Consider the following 14,274-nt stretch of genomic DNA (forward strand, 5'->3'; position numbering starts at 1 on the left):
GCGAGCGATCTTGTAAGCGACGAGGGAAGGCCTGGAGTCCCAGCGCCAGGACCCGCCGCGCGGAGGCGCGGCCATCAGCGCCGTCATGGCGTCGACCGGGTCGGGCCGGAGGCGGGGGAGGACCCGGCGTCCAGGTGCCGGGGTCCGTCGTGCCGGAGGCACGGTGATGCGGGGGTCATGACTGTTCTCCCAGGTAGGCGCGGATGACGGCGGGGTCGCGGCGGACCCGGTCGGGCGGTCCGGCCGCGATGCGGCGGCCGAAGTCCAGGACGGTGACCTCGTCGGCCAGCCGCGCGACCATCGCCATGTCGTGCTCGACCAGCACCACCGACAGGCCGAGGGCGTCGCGGGCCTGGCGGATCGCGCGGGCCATCGCGTGCCGCTCGGGGCCGTTCATCCCGGCGACCGGCTCGTCGAGCAGCAGCAGGCGTGGTTCGGCGCACAGGGCCCGCGCCAGCTCGACGCGTTTGCGGACCCCGTAGGGCAGCGCCCCGGCGGGCACGGCCAGGTGCTCGGCGACGCCGACGAACTCGGCGATCTCCGCCGCGCGCGCCCGGTGCCGCCGTTCCTCGCTCCGGGCGCGCGGCAGCCGCAGCCCGGCCGACAGCACCCCGGCGCGGGTGAGCCGGTGGCGGCCGAGCATGAGGTTGTCGGCGGTGCTGAGCCGCTCCGACAGCGCGATGTTCTGGAACGTCCGCGCCACGCCGAGGGCGGCGATGCGGTGCGGGGGCAGCGCGGTCAGCTCGGCGTCGCCGAACCGCACGCTGCCCGCGTCCGCCCGGTACACGCCCGACAGCACGTTGAAGCAGGTGGACTTGCCCGCGCCGTTGGGGCCGATCAGCGCGTGCAGCGAGCCCGGCCGCACGGTGAGGTCCACCCCGTCGAGCGCGGTGAGCCCGGCGAACCGCACCGTCAGCCCGGTCGCCACCAGCTCGGGGACGTCGGTGGCGGTCACGGCGACCACCTCGCCAGCGCCGGGGCGGCGGTCTCGTCCTCGGGGGCCTCCTCCGGGACCAGCCCCAGGTAGCGGTCGCGGACCTCGGGGGAGTCGGCCAGCCGGTCGGCCGGGCCCGACAGGGCCACGCGGCCGACCTCCAGCACGTAGGCGTGGTCGGCCAGCCGCAGCGCCAGCGCGGCGTTCTGCTCGATGAGCAGGATCGCGATGCCCTCGCGGTTGACGGCGCGGACCGTCTCGGCGATCCGGTCGATCATGATGGGGGCCAGCCCGAGCGACGGTTCGTCCAGCAGCAGCAGCCGGGGCCCGGCCATCAGGGCGCGGCCGATCGCCAGCATCTGCTGCTCGCCGCCCGACAGCAGCCCGGCGCGCTGGCGCTCGCGTTCGGCCAGCACCGGGAACAGCCGCAGCACGCGGTCGCGGGCCGCCGCCACCCGTCGCCGGTCGCGGGCGCCCAGGGCCCCGGCGCGCAGGTTCTCGCCGACCGTCATGCGGGCGAACACCTGCCGTCCCTCGGGGACGTGGACCACGCCGCGCGCGACGATCTGGTCGGGCCGCCGGCCGCGCAGCGACACGCCGTCCACCAGCACCTCGCCCTCGCGGACCGCGCCGCCGTGGAACGCCAGCACGCCCGACACCGCGCGCAGCAGCGTGGACTTGCCCGCGCCGTTGCCGCCGAGGACGGTGACCAGCCCGCCCTCGGGCACCTCCAGCGACACCCCGCGCAGGGCGCGCACGGGCCCGTAGTCGACGGTCAGGTCGCGGACGGTCAATGCGGGGGAACTCATCGGGGCGGCCTCCCGCGCCGGCCCTGCTCATCGCGCACCCTGCCTCCTCGGTCCTCGCGTGGGGTGATCGGGGGCATACGTCAGCACGCGGTCCGCCCGCAGGTCTAGAGCGACGTTCTAATTCGGGGAGCGGGCGCAACGCGGGAGCGGTCCGGTTGTGACGGCTCACAATCCCCTGGTCTTCGGGCGGCGGCGGTGGGACGATGACGCCCACTCGGTTGGAGGTGACCCTTGGCGCAGGTGACGACGGCCGCCGACCGCTCCGGCGGCGAGATCATGCGTGGCGCGGTCCGGCGGCTGGCCGACCGGCTGCCCGAGCTGGCCGACCGGCTGGTCGCCGAGATCCTGAACGGCGAGGAGCGCGCGCGGCCCGCCACGTCCCGCGAGGACCTGTGGCAGGTCGCCCGCACCGGCCTCGGCCACGGCATCGAGTCGATCCTCGACCCCGGCCGCCGCCGCGCCGACCTGGAGTGGGCCGAACGGCTCGGCCGCCGCCGCGCCGAGCAGGGCCTGCCGCTGGACCTGCTGCTGCGCTCCTACCGGCTGGCGGGCCGGGTGTTCTGGGAGGCCGTCGTCGAGGTGGTCGCGCAGGACGACCCGGCGCACGTCCCGGTGCTGGTCCGGCAGGCCACCCGCACCTGGGACACCATCGACGAGCAGTCCAGCGCGGTCGCGGCCGCCTACCACCGCACCGAGTACGACCTGCTGCGCCGCAACGAGGAACGCGTCCAGGCCGTCGTGGACGCGCTGCTGGAGGGCCGCGAGGACGGCCTGCCCGCCACCGCGACCGAGGTCCTGGGGCTGCCCGCGCGCGGCCGGTACGCGGTGGTGGTGCTGGGACGCCAGCCGGAGCCGGTCGCGCACCGCCCGGCGGGCGAGGACGGCGTCCGGTTCCTGTGGCATACCCGCGCCGACGGCACGCAGGCCGCCCTGGTGTCCCTGGGCGCGGCCGACCCCGCCGACCTGGTGGGGATGCTGCGCCCGCACGCCGGGGCCAGCGCCGGGATCAGCCCGGTCGTGGGCACCCTGGCCGAGCTGGGCACCGCGCGGTGGCTGGCCGAGCTGGCGCTGCGCTCCTGCCGCCCCGGCGAACAGGAGATCGTGCTGCTGGACCGGCGGCTGCCCGACGCGCTGCTGGTGTCCCAGCCCCGGCTGGCCGACCGGCTCAGCTCCACCGTGCTCGGCCCGGTCCTGGCGACCGACCCCGGCTCGCGCGAGGTGCTGCTGGAGACGCTGGCGGCCTGGCTGGAGTGCGACGGGTCGGCCGCCCGCGCCGCGACCCGGCTCTACTGCCACCACAACACCGTCCTCAACCGGCTGCGCCGCATCGAGAGGCTCACCGGGCGCGTGCTGTCGAACCCGGCCGACCTGGTCGAACTGGTCCTCGCGCTCAGCTCGGTGCGGCTGCTGCGGCCCTCCCCGCCCGAGTGAGCCGCCACGGGTGACACCGCCCGGACGGCTCAGCAGCCGGGGGCGCAGACGCGGCGCGCCGTCACCGTCCGGAAGATCTGCCGGATGTCGGCGGCGTGCCGGGCGGCGTACACGCCCCCGCCGGTCACCCCGGTGACGCGGCGCAGCGCGGCGGTGTCCACGCCGGGCCCGACGCCGATCGCGACGACCTGCACCGGACGGACCGGGTCGCGGGCGGCGCGCAGCAGCCGCAGCGTCCGGTCCAGCGACGGGCCGCCGGGGTCGTCGTTGCCGCCGTCGGTGAACACCAGCAGCGTGTTGACCATGTCGGTCCGGTAGGTGCGGATCAGGTGCCGGTAGGCGGCCAGGATCGTGTCGTACAGGCCGGTGCCGCCGCCCCGCTCGTGCCGCAGCGCGGCCAGGGAGCTCAGGATGAGCTGGCGGCGGGTGGCCGATCCGGCGCGCTCGCCGAGCGGGCCGATCGGCACCGTCTCCCGCCAGTCGCGGGAGCCGTCCAGCCGGGTGGCGAACAGCCACTGGCCCAGTTCGGTGTCGTCGGGCTGGAGCGCCAACCCCTCGCGGGACACCTCGGCGACGGCCTGCAACCGGGTGCCGCCGCCGGGGACGGCCGCCCCCATCGAGCCCGACACGTCGATGAGCGACAGCATCCGGGAGCCGAGCGCCAGCCGCGACCACGACTGCGCGATCTCCCGGATCCGCGCGTCCGCCGGGACCGGCAGCGCCCGCACCGGCAGGGCGTCCGAGGCGGTGCCCGGGTCGCGGAACCCCTCCCGCCGGAACGCCGCGCGGGCGCTCCGCTCGCGCAGCGCGCGTTCCAGCAGGCGCGCGGCGCGGGCCCGGTCCGGCGACGCCTCCGTCTCGCGCGGCACGGTGAACGGGTGGTCCAGCACCACCGTGCCCTCCCGGGGCAGCGCCGCGGTGGCCGCCGGCGCCGGGGAGCGGCGGTTGTGCTCCCGCACCGTCTGCTCGGGGGCCACGACGACGGCCGGACGGCCCGGCGCGGCGGTCAGGCCCGCGCGGACGTCGCCCAGCGTTCCCTGCCGCAGCGTCCGGGCCAGCGCGGCGAACGAGGCCCCGGCGTCCCGCGACCCGCCCAGCAGCGTGCGCGCGACCACCAGCACCCCCATCCCGGCGGCGTCGCGTTCGGGGTCGGGCAGCCGCACGCGGGTGCGGCCGTCGGCCGCCAGCACCGGCCGCCACGACGTCACCGGCGCGGACGCGCCGACGGTGACCAGCACCAGCGGGGTCGCGGCGACCGGCCCGCCCACCGCGGGCCGCCGGCCGGCCGGGATCCGGCCCGGCCACAGCGACGAGTCGGGGATCCACACGTCCGGTCGCCGCGTTCCGGGGCCGGGCAGGGCGCGCCCGGACAGCAGCGTCGCCACGTCGGCGGGGTCGGCGGCGCGGACCGCGGCCCGCACGCACCGGCCCCCGGCCTCGTGCCCGGCCCGCCCGAACCGCCCGGCCACCGCCGCGACGGCGGGCGCGAGCCGGGGCGCGACGGCGACGTCGAGCACCAGCGGGGCGTCGCAGCCGCGCACGGCCTCGACGGCGTACACCGTCGCGGTGGCGCAGAGGGCCGCGGAGCCGAGGGCGGCGACGGTGGCGGCGACCGGGAACCGGCGGCCGCGCCGCCTGCGGCGCCCCACGGCCGACGGCGGCCGCGTGGAGCGGCCGCCGTCGGTGGGGTGTGTCACGGTGATGGTCCTTCGGGGAGCCCGCCGGGGTCAGGCGTGCGGGCAGGTGTCGCGGTACTCGGAGATCTCCCGTTCGCGCGGCGCGGGGCACAGGAACTGCTCGTAGCGGGTGTCGTTGTCGATGAACCGCTTGAGCCAGGAGATGCTGTACTTGGCGATCGTGGTGTTGGAGATGTTGGGCGCGAAGTGGGAGGCGCCCGCCAGCTCCAGGTACGCCTTCTCCGACGAGGCGGGGATCGTGGAGTAGAACGGCTCGGAGTGGGAGGACACCGGCGCGACCGAGTCGTTCTGCGCGCCGATGATGAGCGTGGGGACGCGCACGTCCGACCAGGTCTTGTCCAGGTTCCACGGGGTGAGCGGGATCGCCGCCTGCAACTGCGGGCGGCTCACCGAGGCCTCCAGGGAACCGCCGCCGCCCATCGAGTGGCCCATCACGCCGAGCCGGGTGGCGTCGATGCGGGACCGGACCGAGCTGCGCTGGGTCAGGTAGTCCAGGGCCGCCTCCAGCTGCCGGCCCCGGCTGTCGGGCTGGTCGAAGCGGGTGAGGGTGTCGATGGTGAAGACCACGAAGCCCTGCGAGGCCAGCCGGGGGCCGTACCAGGACATGCTGCTCTGGTCGGCGGTGTAGCCGGGCGCGATCGCGACCGCGCCGAACGTGCCCTCGGCGGTGCTGGTCGGGTAGTAGATGGTGCCGCCGCCGAAGCCGGTGACGGACAGCGACGACACGGTCGTCTGCGAGGTGGCGAACGGGCCGCGCGGGGCCTCGATGCTCGCCTCGGTCGGGGCGGGACCGCGCTCGTAGGGGTTCTGTGCGGCCTGCGCGGGCGGGCTGAGCAGCCCGCCCCACATCACGGCCGCCAGGGCGGTGGCGGCTGCGGTCTTCTTCGGGAGCATGTCGATGCACTCCTTCGGGGGAGGAAATCCTCCGGGACGCGATGCGGGGGCACGGCGCGTTCCGCGTGAGGATTCCGGGGGGAAATCGACAGCCGTGATTCTTGGAGGGCCCGGGCCGTCCGCCATCGGCGAGATCGCCTGTCTTCTGACGGGAGGGCGCGCGGGCGGCGGGGGAGGGCGCGGGTGAGGCGTCTGCGATCCCGGCGTGGCACGCGGAAAGCGCGAGGAAAACGGAGGCCGCTTTTGGTGCCCGCCTACAAAAGTTCGGTCCGCCGCGGCCCGGTGTTCGTAGCCCGGTCCACTAGGAGTGATCGGCGCCACTTGCTGTACTGAGCCCACGACGCACGATCTCGGGGGTTGTCGCCCGGTTCACATTACATGCAATGTGTTGGTGAGCCGGAGCCGGCAGGACGGATGGAATCCTCCGCGCCCGGCGCGGAGGGGAGGGAGACGCCGCATGTCCTCGATCCGCAACCGGTCTCCGGAACCACCCGGCGCGTCCGGGCCCGACCCCGTGGACGCCGTGCCGCGGCTGCGCGTCCTCGCCCCGCTGAGCGTCCAGCACGTGCTGATCGCCTACTCCGGCATGGTCACCGTCCCGCTGCTGATCGGCACGGGCATCGGCCTGCCCGGCGACCGGATCGCCGCGCTGATCACCGCCAACCTGTTCGTCAGCGGCGTCGCCACCCTGCTGCAGACCATCGGCGTCTGGCGGGTCGGCGTGCGGATGCCCATCGTCATGGGCTCCACCTTCACCGGCATCGGGCCCGCCATCATCGTCGGCCGCGACGCCGGGCTGCCCGCCGTGTTCGGCGCGACGCTGGTCGCGGGCGCGCTGACGTTCCTGGCCGCACCCTACTTCTCCCGGCTGCTGCGGTTCTTCCCGCCGCTGGTGACCGGCACGGTCATCGCCATCATCGGGTTCAGCCTGGTCCCCTCCACCGCCCACCTGGTCGCGCACCACGACCCGAAGGCGGCCACCGACGGCGCGGCCCCGGCCAACATCGCGCTGGCCGCCGGGACGATCGCGTTCATCCTGCTCATGGAGCGGTTCGGGCCGCCGGTCGTCGCCCGCGTCGCGGTGCTGCTGGCCCTGGTCGCCGGAACGGCCGTGGCGGTCCCGATGGGACTGGTCGACTTCTCCGGCGTCGGGAGGGCCGACGCGTTCGGGATCGTCATGCCGTTCGACTTCGGGGCGCCGGTGTTCGTGCTGTCGGCGATCCTGCCGATGGTCATCGTGCAGCTCGTCAACATGGTCGAGTCGGCGGGCGACACCCTGGCCATGGGGCAGATCGTCGGCCGCGAGGTCGGCCCGCCCGAGGTCGCCCGGGCGCTGCGCGCCGACGGCGCGGGCACCGCCGTCGCCGGGGTGTTCAACTCCTTCACCATCGTCACCTTCGGCGAGAACGTCGGCCTGGTCTCCATGACCCGGGTCCTCAGCCGGTGGGTGGTCGCCGGGTCCGGCGTGATCCTGGTGGTGCTCGGCCTGGTGCCCAAGCTCGGCGCGGTCGTCGCCGCGCTGCCCGGCCCGGTGCTCGGCGGCGTCGGCGTGGTGATGTTCGGCGTGGTCGGGGCGGTGGGCCTGCGCATCCTCGCCCAGGCCGACCTGGCCGACTCGCGCAACATGCTGGTCGTGGCGGTGTCGTTCGGGATGGGCTTCATGCCGGTCGGCGCGCCGCACGTGTACGACCGGTTCCCCGCGTTCGCCCAGACGGTGCTCGGCAGCGGCATCGCGGCGGGCGGCATCACGGCGTTCCTGCTCAACCTGCTGCTCAACGAGACCCGCCGCCGACGCGCCGCCGAGCCCGCGCCCGAACCCGCGTGACAGACCCGCATGACGGAAGGGAACCCCCGCGATGACGAGCACCGCCCCCACGATGATCCGCGATGTGACCGTGTGGACCCAGGGCCGCTGGATCGGCGGCCAGGACGTGCGCCTGCGCGACGGGAGGGTGACGGCGGTCGAGCCGCACGGCACCGGCCCGGCGGCCGGCGAGGTCCTGGACGGGGGCGGCGGCCATCTGATCCCCGGCCTGGTCAACACCCACACCCACCTGCACCAGGCGGTGATGCGCGGGATCGCCGAGGGCGAGCCGCTGATCCGCTGGCTGCGGTACGTCGCCGAGGGCACCGTCGCGCTCACCCCCGAGCAGGCCTACGTCGCGGCGGCGGCCGCCTCGCTGGAGGCGCTGCGCAGCGGGACGACCGCCCTGGTCGAGCACATGTGGCCGCACCCCTCGCGCGCGGTCCACGACGCGATCCTCCAGGCGCTGGCCGACACCGGCATCCGCGCGCTGGTGTGCCGGGGCGTGGCCGACCGGGGCGACGCCACCCGCCGGTGGGGCTTCGAGCCCCGCCTGATGGAGCCCCTCGGCGAGGTCTTCGCCCACATCGACGCGCTGGCCGACCGCACCGCCGGAAGCCGGATCCGGATGGGGGTGGCGGTGCCGAACCCGCGCTCGCTCACCCCGCGGGGGCTGCGGGCGGTGCGGGCGTTCGCCGGGGAACGCGGCATGACCGCCAGCATCCACCTGCTGGAGACCGCGACCGACGAGGACATGTGCCGGGAGCACGCCGGGACGGGCGCGGTCGCCTACCTGGAGGAGTCCGGTTTCCTGTGGGACCGGCTCCTCGCGGTCCACTGCTGCGCGCTCGACGCCGAGGGCCGCCGCGTCCTGGCCGGGCGGGGCGTGGGCGTCTCCTACAACCCCCTGAGCAACATGCGGCTGGGCAGCGGTGTGGCCCCGGTCCCGGCGATGCTGGAGGCGGGCATCCGCGTCGGCCTCGGCGTGGACGGGGCGGCCAGCAACGACACCCAGGACGCCCTGGAGACCATGCGCATGGGCGCCTACCTGCAACGCGCCGTCCACGGCCGCTCCGACCTGCTCGGCTTCGCCGACATGCTGGACCTGGCCACCAACGGCGCCAACGCCGTCCTCGGCCTGGAGGAGCGCCCGGACGGCGTGGTCCCGGGCGTCCGGGCTGACCTGGTCCTGCTGCGCTTCGACCGGGACCTGGGGTGCGTCCCGGTCCTGGACCCGGGCGCGACGCTGCTGACCACCGGCAGCGCCCGCACCGTGGACACGGTCCTGGTGGACGGCGAGGTCCTGGTCGCCGACGGCCGCAGCACCCGCGTGGACGAGAAGGAGCTGATCGCCCGCGCCGTCGCGGCGGCCCCCGACCCGTCCCTGCTGGAGGGCCCGCCCCGGTAGGTGTCACACTCGGGCGGCCCGCGTCGTCCTTCGGATATGAGAATCGCTGTGATCGGTGGGACGGGAACGCTGGGACGCCACGTCGTCGCGGACCTGGAGGGGCGCGGGCACCGGGTGCGGGCGCTGAGCCGCGGCTCGGCCGAGCACCCGGTGGACCTGCGGACCGGGGCGGGCCTGCCGGAGGCGCTGGCGGGCTGCGCCGTCGTGGTCGACGCCAGCAACGACCAGTCCCGGCAGGCCGCGCGGACGCTGGTGGACGGGACGCGGCGGCTGCTGGAGGCCGAGGCGGCCGCCGGGGTGGGGCATCATGTGTGCGTGTCGGTCCTGGGCTGCGGGCGCGTGCCGATCGGGTACTTCCGCACGAAGGTCCGCCAGGAGGCCGCGGTGACCGAGGGGCCGGTGCCGTGGACGATCGTGCGGGCCGCGCAGTTCCACGAGCTGGTCGCCGCGACCCTGGGCGGCCCGGTGCTGCCGCTGCCCAGGGTCCTGTTGCAGCCGGTCGCCGCCGCCGACGCCGCCCGCGCGATCGCCGAGGTCGCCGAACGGCCCGCGCGCCGCGGCTGGGTCGAGGTGGCGGGCCCCGAGGTCGCCGACGCCCGCGCCCTGGCGCGGACCTGGCGTTCGGTGACCGGGCGGCGGGCACTGACGTTCCCGGTCCCGCTGCCCGGACGCCTGGGCCGGGAACTGCGCGCCGGGGCGCTGACCAGCGTCCGTCCCGACCATCAGGGCAGCGCCACCTTCACCGCCTGGCTGGAGCGCCCGTGACCCCCGACGAACTCGCGCGCCGCTTCGACGCCGAACGGCCGCGCCTGCTGCGCGTGGCGTACGCGACGCTGGGCTCGCTCGCCGAGGCCGAGGACTGCGTGCAGGAGGCGTGGCTGCGGCTGCGCGGGCTGGAGGACCCGGACGCGATCCGCGACCTGCGCGGCTGGCTGATCAGGACGGTGGGGCGGCTGGCGCTGGACGCCCTGGGCAGCGCCCGCGCCCGGCGCGAGAGGTACGTGGGCACCTGGCTGCCCGAGCCGCTGGTCGGCGACCCCGCCTTCGGCCACGCCTGCGACCCCGCCGACCGGGTCACCCTGGACGAGTCGGTCAGCACCGCGCTGCTGCTGGTGATGGAGAGCCTGTCGCCCGCCGAGCGCACCGCGTTCCTGCTGCACGACGTGTTCGGGCTGACCTTCGACGAGGTCGCCGAGGTGGTGGGCCGTTCCCCGGCCGCCGTGCGGCAGCTGGCCTCCCGCGCCCGCCGGCACGTCGCCGAGGGCCGGCCCCGCTTCCCGCCCACCCCGGGCGAGCAGCGGCGGGTGGTCACCGCGTTCGCCGCCGCCTGCCGCGACGGCGACCTGGAACGGCTGACGGCGCTGCTGGACCCCCGGGTGGTGTGCCGGGGCGACGGCGGCGGCAAGGTCAGCTCCCTGCCGGGGGAGGAGCGCGGCGCGGGGCGGGTGGCGCGCCTGGTGCTGTCGTTCGTCCGCGACCCGCTGCGCGAGATGCGGATCACCACCGTCAACGGCGCGGCGGGCCTGGTGCTGCGCGGCGACGACGGGGTCCTGTCGGTGGCGTCCCTGACCGTCGACGACGGCCGGATCACGGCCATCGACGTCGTCCGCAACCCCGACAAGCTCGCCTCCGTCCCCGGTGGAACGGCCGTCGCGCCCGCGCCGGGCGGAGCGGTGGATCAGGGGGTGGGGCCGGACGCGCAGGAGGGCATGGCCGGGGCGCAGTCCGCGCAGGAGTAGGCCGGGCTCCCGTCCGGGAGGCGGCCGATCCTGACGTCCGGGCGCGGCCAGCGCTTGTCGCACACCACGCAGGCCGTACCGCGCCGTTGCGGCCCCGAGAGCCCGGCCGGGTCGAAGGTCGGCCCGCGGTCGTGAGGGTGTTCTCCGTCGGGGCGGCACGGCTCGCCGGGAGGGTCCGTGACCTTGTGGTCACCGGGAGACGACGGATTGTCCATAAAATTGATCTTGCCTGTGACCTGCGGAGAAAGTCCTTACAAGGCACTTACCGGCCGTCCATGATTCCGTGGCCGCGACGATGCGGGGTCGCGTTTACATGCAATCGCCCTCAGCAGCCTCTAGTCGGAGAGGTTGATTGCATGTAACGTGTGTCGCGAGCGAGGGAGTGGACATGACGACCAGCTACAGCGCGGTGAAGGCCATCGCCCCCGGCAGCCTGCTGGCCGACCGCGCCTACGAGGAGCTGAAGGCGGCCATCCTGGAGAACCGCCTCACCCCCGGCACGCCGCTGAGCGTCCCCGCCCTCGCCGACCGGATGAGCATCAGCCGCAGCCCCGTCCGCGAGGCGGTGCAGAAGCTCATCCACGACGGACTGGCCACCCACGTCCCGCACCGGGGCGCGGAGGTCAGCAGCGTGGACGTGGAGGACCTGCACCAGCTCTACGCCGTGCGCGAGTCCCTGGAGGGACTGGCCGCGCGGCTGGCCACCGAACGGCTGGACGTCGCGGCGCTGACCGAGCTGGAACGGATCCTGGGCGAGCACGAGAAGGTCCTCGCCGAGGGCGGCGGCGAGGGCGCCCACGTCCGCCAGGACATGCGCTTCCACCAGGCCATCCGCGCCCTCACCGGCAACCGGCACCTCATCGACGTCCTCGACCAGCTCCAGGGCCGGGCCCACCTGGGCCTGCACTCGCTGTGGCGGCACCCGCACGCGCCCCGGCTCGCCCTGGAGGAGCACCGCCGGATCTACGAGGCGATGGCCGCGGGCGACCCCGACGCCGCCGAGCACGCCGCCCGGACCCACGTGTCGCGGCTGCGGGTCCGCCTCCGCCAGGCCACCGGCCGCACCGACCCCTGACCGGCCTCCGACCTCCCTCCGACCACCGCCACGCCTCCTCTTCTCCCACCCCCCGAGCGCGCCGCGCGGCGCGGAGGAAGGACGACCCGCGTGAGCACCATGACCACCGGGCGCCGGGCACGCGCCACCACCCCGGACGGGGTCGGCGCCAGCGCCCGCCGCCCCGACGGGATCCCCAAGGTCCGCGGCACCTTCGAGTACTCCTCCGACCTGCGCCGCGAGGGCATGCTGTGGGGCGCGACGCTGCGCAGCCCGCACCCGCACGCCCGGATCGTCCGGATCGACACCGCGCCCGCGCTGGCGGTGCCCGGCGTGCGCGCGGTCCTCACCCACCAGGACGTGCCCGGCAGCGGGACCTACGGGATGAAGGTCCCCGACCAGCCGGTGCTCGCCCGGGACGTGGTGCGCCACCAGGGGGAGCCGGTCGCCGTCGTGGCCGCCGACGATCCCGAGGCCGCGCGGCGGGCGCTGGAGCGGATCGTCGTCGAGTACGCGGTGCTGCCGCCGCTCACCGACCCCGGACGCGCCCTCGACCCGGACGCGCCGCGTGTGCACCCGGGCGGGAACCTCGTCCGCCACGTGCGGATCCGGCACGGCGACGTCGCCGCCGCCCGCGCCCGCGCCGACGTCGTGGTGTCCGGCGAGTACGAGGTCGGCATGCAGGACCAGGCGTTCCTGGGACCGGAGTCGGGGCTGGCCGTGCCCGACGGCGAGGGCGGCGTCGACCTGTACGTCTCCGCCCAGTGGCTGCACGAGGACCAGCGCCAGGTCGCCGCGTCCCTCGGGCTGCCCCGGGAGCGGGTGCGGCTCACCATGGCGGGCGTCGGCGGCGCGTTCGGCGGTCGCGAGGACCTGTCGGTCCACATCCACGCCTGCCTGCTGGCGCTGCGCACCGGCCGCCCGGTGAAGATGGTCTACAACCGCGAGGAGTCGTTCTTCGGGCACGTCCACCGGCATCCCGCGCGGATCCGCGTCGAGCACGGCGCGACCCGCGACGGGAAGATCATCCACCTGACGGCGCGGCTGCTGCTGGACGGCGGGGCCTACACCTCCACCTCCCAGATCGTCATCGCCAACGCCTGCTACTTCGCCGCCGGGGCCTACGAGGTGCCCAACGCCGACATCGACGGCCACGCGGTCTTCACCCACAACCCGCCCTGCGGCGCGATGCGCGGCTTCGGCGCGGTCCAGTCCGCCTACGCCGTCGAGTCCAACATGGACAAGCTCGCCCGCGCGCTCGGCATGGACCCCGTCGACCTGCGCGTCCGCAACGCCATGACCACCGGCACGGTCCTGCCCACCGGCCAGGCGGTCGACGGCCCCGCGCCGGTCCGGGAACTGCTGGAACGCCTCAGGGCCACGCCCCTGCCGCCCGACCCCGGCCACCACCGCGACCCCCGCGCCTGGCCCGGCGGCCTCGGCAACGTCACCCGCGGTGAGTCGCTGCGGCGCGGCGTCGGCTACGCGGTCGGCGTCAAGGCGATCGGCTACTCCGGCGGCGTCGACGACATCTGCACCGCCCGCGTCACCGTCGCGGTCCGCGACGGCCGCCCGCACGCCGAGGTGTACACCGCCTCCGCCGAGTGCGGACAGGGCGTGGTCACCGTGCAGGCGCAGGTCGCCCGCACCGAGCTCGGCGTCGCCGACGTCACGGTCCGCAACGCCGACACCCTGATCGGCGACTCCGGCTCCTCCTCGGCCTCCCGCCAGACCTGGATGACCGCCGGGGCCGTGCAGGGCGCCTGCCGCGCCGTCCGCGCCCGCGTCCTGGACCGCGCCGCCCGCGTCCTCGGCGCGGTGCCCGACGACCTGGCCCTGGAGGGCGGGGCGGTCGTGGACGCCGCCTCCGGGGACGTCGCGATCCCGCTGGCCGAGCTGCTGGCGGGGGAGGAGCTCGCCGCGACCTTCGAGTACCACCACCGCGCCACCGAGCCCGTCGACCCCGAACGCGGCCAGGGCGACGCCCACATCGCGTTCGCGTTCGCCGCCCACCGCGCCGTCGTCGAGGTCGACACCGAACTCGGCCTGGTCCGCGTCGTGGAGATGGCCACCGCCGAGGACGTGGGCAGGGCGATCAACCCGCTGGCCGTCGAGGGCCAGATCGAGGGCGGCACCGCCCAGGGCCTCGGGCTGGCGCTGATGGAGGAGGTGCGGGTCGTGGACGGGAGGGTGCGCAACCCCTCGTTCACCGACTACCTCATCCCCACCATCCTCGACATGCCGCCGGTGCGGATCGACCTGCTGGAGACCCCGCACCCCGACGCGCCCTACGGCCTCAACGGCGTCGGCGAGCCGCCCACCCTGTCGTCCACCCCGGCGATCGTCAACGCGCTGCGCGACGCCACCGGGCTGGAGCTGCCCCGCGTCCCCGTCCGGCCCGACCAGCTGGCCGGAATCGAGGAGGTGAGCACTTCCTGACCTGGCGTAGGTACGGCCCCCACCCGTGACCGGGGCCGTGGCCGGCCACGCAAGACCCGGCGCGC

11 protein-coding genes are annotated in these 14,274 nt (G+C 75.6%); 7 read left to right on the top strand and 4 right to left on the bottom strand.

What is annotated here, in order from left to right:
• Positions 1–175 precede the first annotated feature (175 nt).
• Both HNR61_RS20560 and HNR61_RS20565 read right to left on the bottom strand, forming a co-directional pair.
• A complete protein-coding gene (locus tag HNR61_RS20560) occupies positions 176–955 on the bottom strand; it encodes an ABC transporter ATP-binding protein (protein ID WP_182844803.1) in 780 nt (259 codons plus the stop codon).
• Positions 952–1,743 (bottom strand): ABC transporter ATP-binding protein, encoded by a 792-nt coding sequence (locus tag HNR61_RS20565; protein ID WP_182844804.1) that lies wholly within the window; start codon positions 1,741–1,743, stop codon positions 952–954. Before HNR61_RS20565 ends, HNR61_RS20560 begins: the two co-directional genes overlap by 4 nt.
• Before the next feature lie 240 nt (positions 1,744–1,983).
• Here HNR61_RS20565 and HNR61_RS20570 point away from each other — a divergent pair, with 240 nt between their 5' ends.
• Positions 1,984–3,174: a PucR family transcriptional regulator gene (locus tag HNR61_RS20570; RefSeq protein WP_312898034.1), complete on the top strand. Its 1,191-nt coding sequence runs from the start codon at positions 1,984–1,986 to the stop codon at positions 3,172–3,174.
• Positions 3,175–3,203: 29 nt separating this feature from the next.
• Here HNR61_RS20570 and HNR61_RS20575 read toward each other — a convergent pair whose 3' ends face one another.
• Entirely contained in the window at positions 3,204–4,871 is a 1,668-nt protein-coding gene (locus tag HNR61_RS20575) for a substrate-binding domain-containing protein (RefSeq protein ID WP_182844806.1), read from the bottom strand.
• Positions 4,872–4,901: 30 nt separating this feature from the next.
• Positions 4,902–5,765, bottom strand: coding sequence for a bis(hydroxyethyl) terephthalate hydrolase (gene bdeA, locus HNR61_RS20580; protein WP_182844807.1), 864 nt, complete (start codon positions 5,763–5,765; stop codon positions 4,902–4,904).
• Positions 5,766–6,222: 457 nt separating this feature from the next.
• Here bdeA and HNR61_RS20585 point away from each other — a divergent pair, with 457 nt between their 5' ends.
• The 6 genes from HNR61_RS20585 (at position 6,223) to pucD (ending at position 14,209) form a co-directional block, all read left to right on the top strand.
• Complete coding sequence (locus HNR61_RS20585; RefSeq protein ID WP_182844808.1) at positions 6,223–7,590, top strand: nucleobase:cation symporter-2 family protein; 1,368 nt, start codon at positions 6,223–6,225, stop codon at positions 7,588–7,590.
• A gap of 31 nt (positions 7,591–7,621) precedes the next feature.
• The gene (locus HNR61_RS20590) at positions 7,622–8,977 is read left to right on the top strand and encodes an amidohydrolase family protein (protein WP_182844809.1); all 1,356 of its coding nucleotides are present in this window, start codon (positions 7,622–7,624) and stop codon (positions 8,975–8,977) included.
• Between the two features lie 48 nt (positions 8,978–9,025).
• Positions 9,026–9,742 (top strand): SDR family oxidoreductase, encoded by a 717-nt coding sequence (locus HNR61_RS20595; protein ID WP_220509586.1) that lies wholly within the window; start codon positions 9,026–9,028, stop codon positions 9,740–9,742.
• Complete coding sequence (gene sigJ, locus HNR61_RS20600) at positions 9,739–10,716, top strand: RNA polymerase sigma factor SigJ (protein ID WP_312898001.1); 978 nt, start codon at positions 9,739–9,741, stop codon at positions 10,714–10,716. The genes HNR61_RS20595 and sigJ overlap by 4 nt, the downstream gene beginning before the upstream one ends.
• Before the next feature lie 388 nt (positions 10,717–11,104).
• Entirely contained in the window at positions 11,105–11,791 is a 687-nt protein-coding gene (locus HNR61_RS20605; protein ID WP_182844811.1) for a GntR family transcriptional regulator, read from the top strand.
• Positions 11,792–11,890: 99 nt separating this feature from the next.
• On the top strand, positions 11,891–14,209 hold the full coding sequence (pucD, locus tag HNR61_RS20610; protein WP_182845186.1) for a xanthine dehydrogenase subunit D: 2,319 nt from the start codon (positions 11,891–11,893) through the stop codon (positions 14,207–14,209).
• Positions 14,210–14,274 lie beyond the last annotated feature (65 nt).

It is taken from the genome of Actinomadura kijaniata (genome assembly GCF_014138665.1).
Taxonomy (GTDB): Bacteria; Actinomycetota; Actinomycetes; order Streptosporangiales; family Streptosporangiaceae; genus Spirillospora; species Spirillospora kijaniata.

Bases quoted from the DNA above. Each gene is read 5' to 3' on its own strand.
- HNR61_RS20585 (WP_182844808.1), top strand. From the start codon at position 6,223: ATGTCCTCGATCCGCAACCGGTCTCCGGAACCACCCGGCGCGTCCGGG.
- HNR61_RS20590 (WP_182844809.1), top strand. From the start codon at position 7,622: ATGACGAGCACCGCCCCCACGATGATCCGCGATGTGACCGTGTGGACC.
- pucD (WP_182845186.1), top strand. From the start codon at position 11,891: ATGACCACCGGGCGCCGGGCACGCGCCACCACCCCGGACGGGGTCGGC.
- HNR61_RS20565 (WP_182844804.1), bottom strand. From the start codon at position 1,743: ATGAGTTCCCCCGCATTGACCGTCCGCGACCTGACCGTCGACTACGGG.
- HNR61_RS20605 (WP_182844811.1), top strand. From the start codon at position 11,105: ATGACGACCAGCTACAGCGCGGTGAAGGCCATCGCCCCCGGCAGCCTG.
- bdeA (WP_182844807.1), bottom strand. From the start codon at position 5,765: ATGCTCCCGAAGAAGACCGCAGCCGCCACCGCCCTGGCGGCCGTGATG.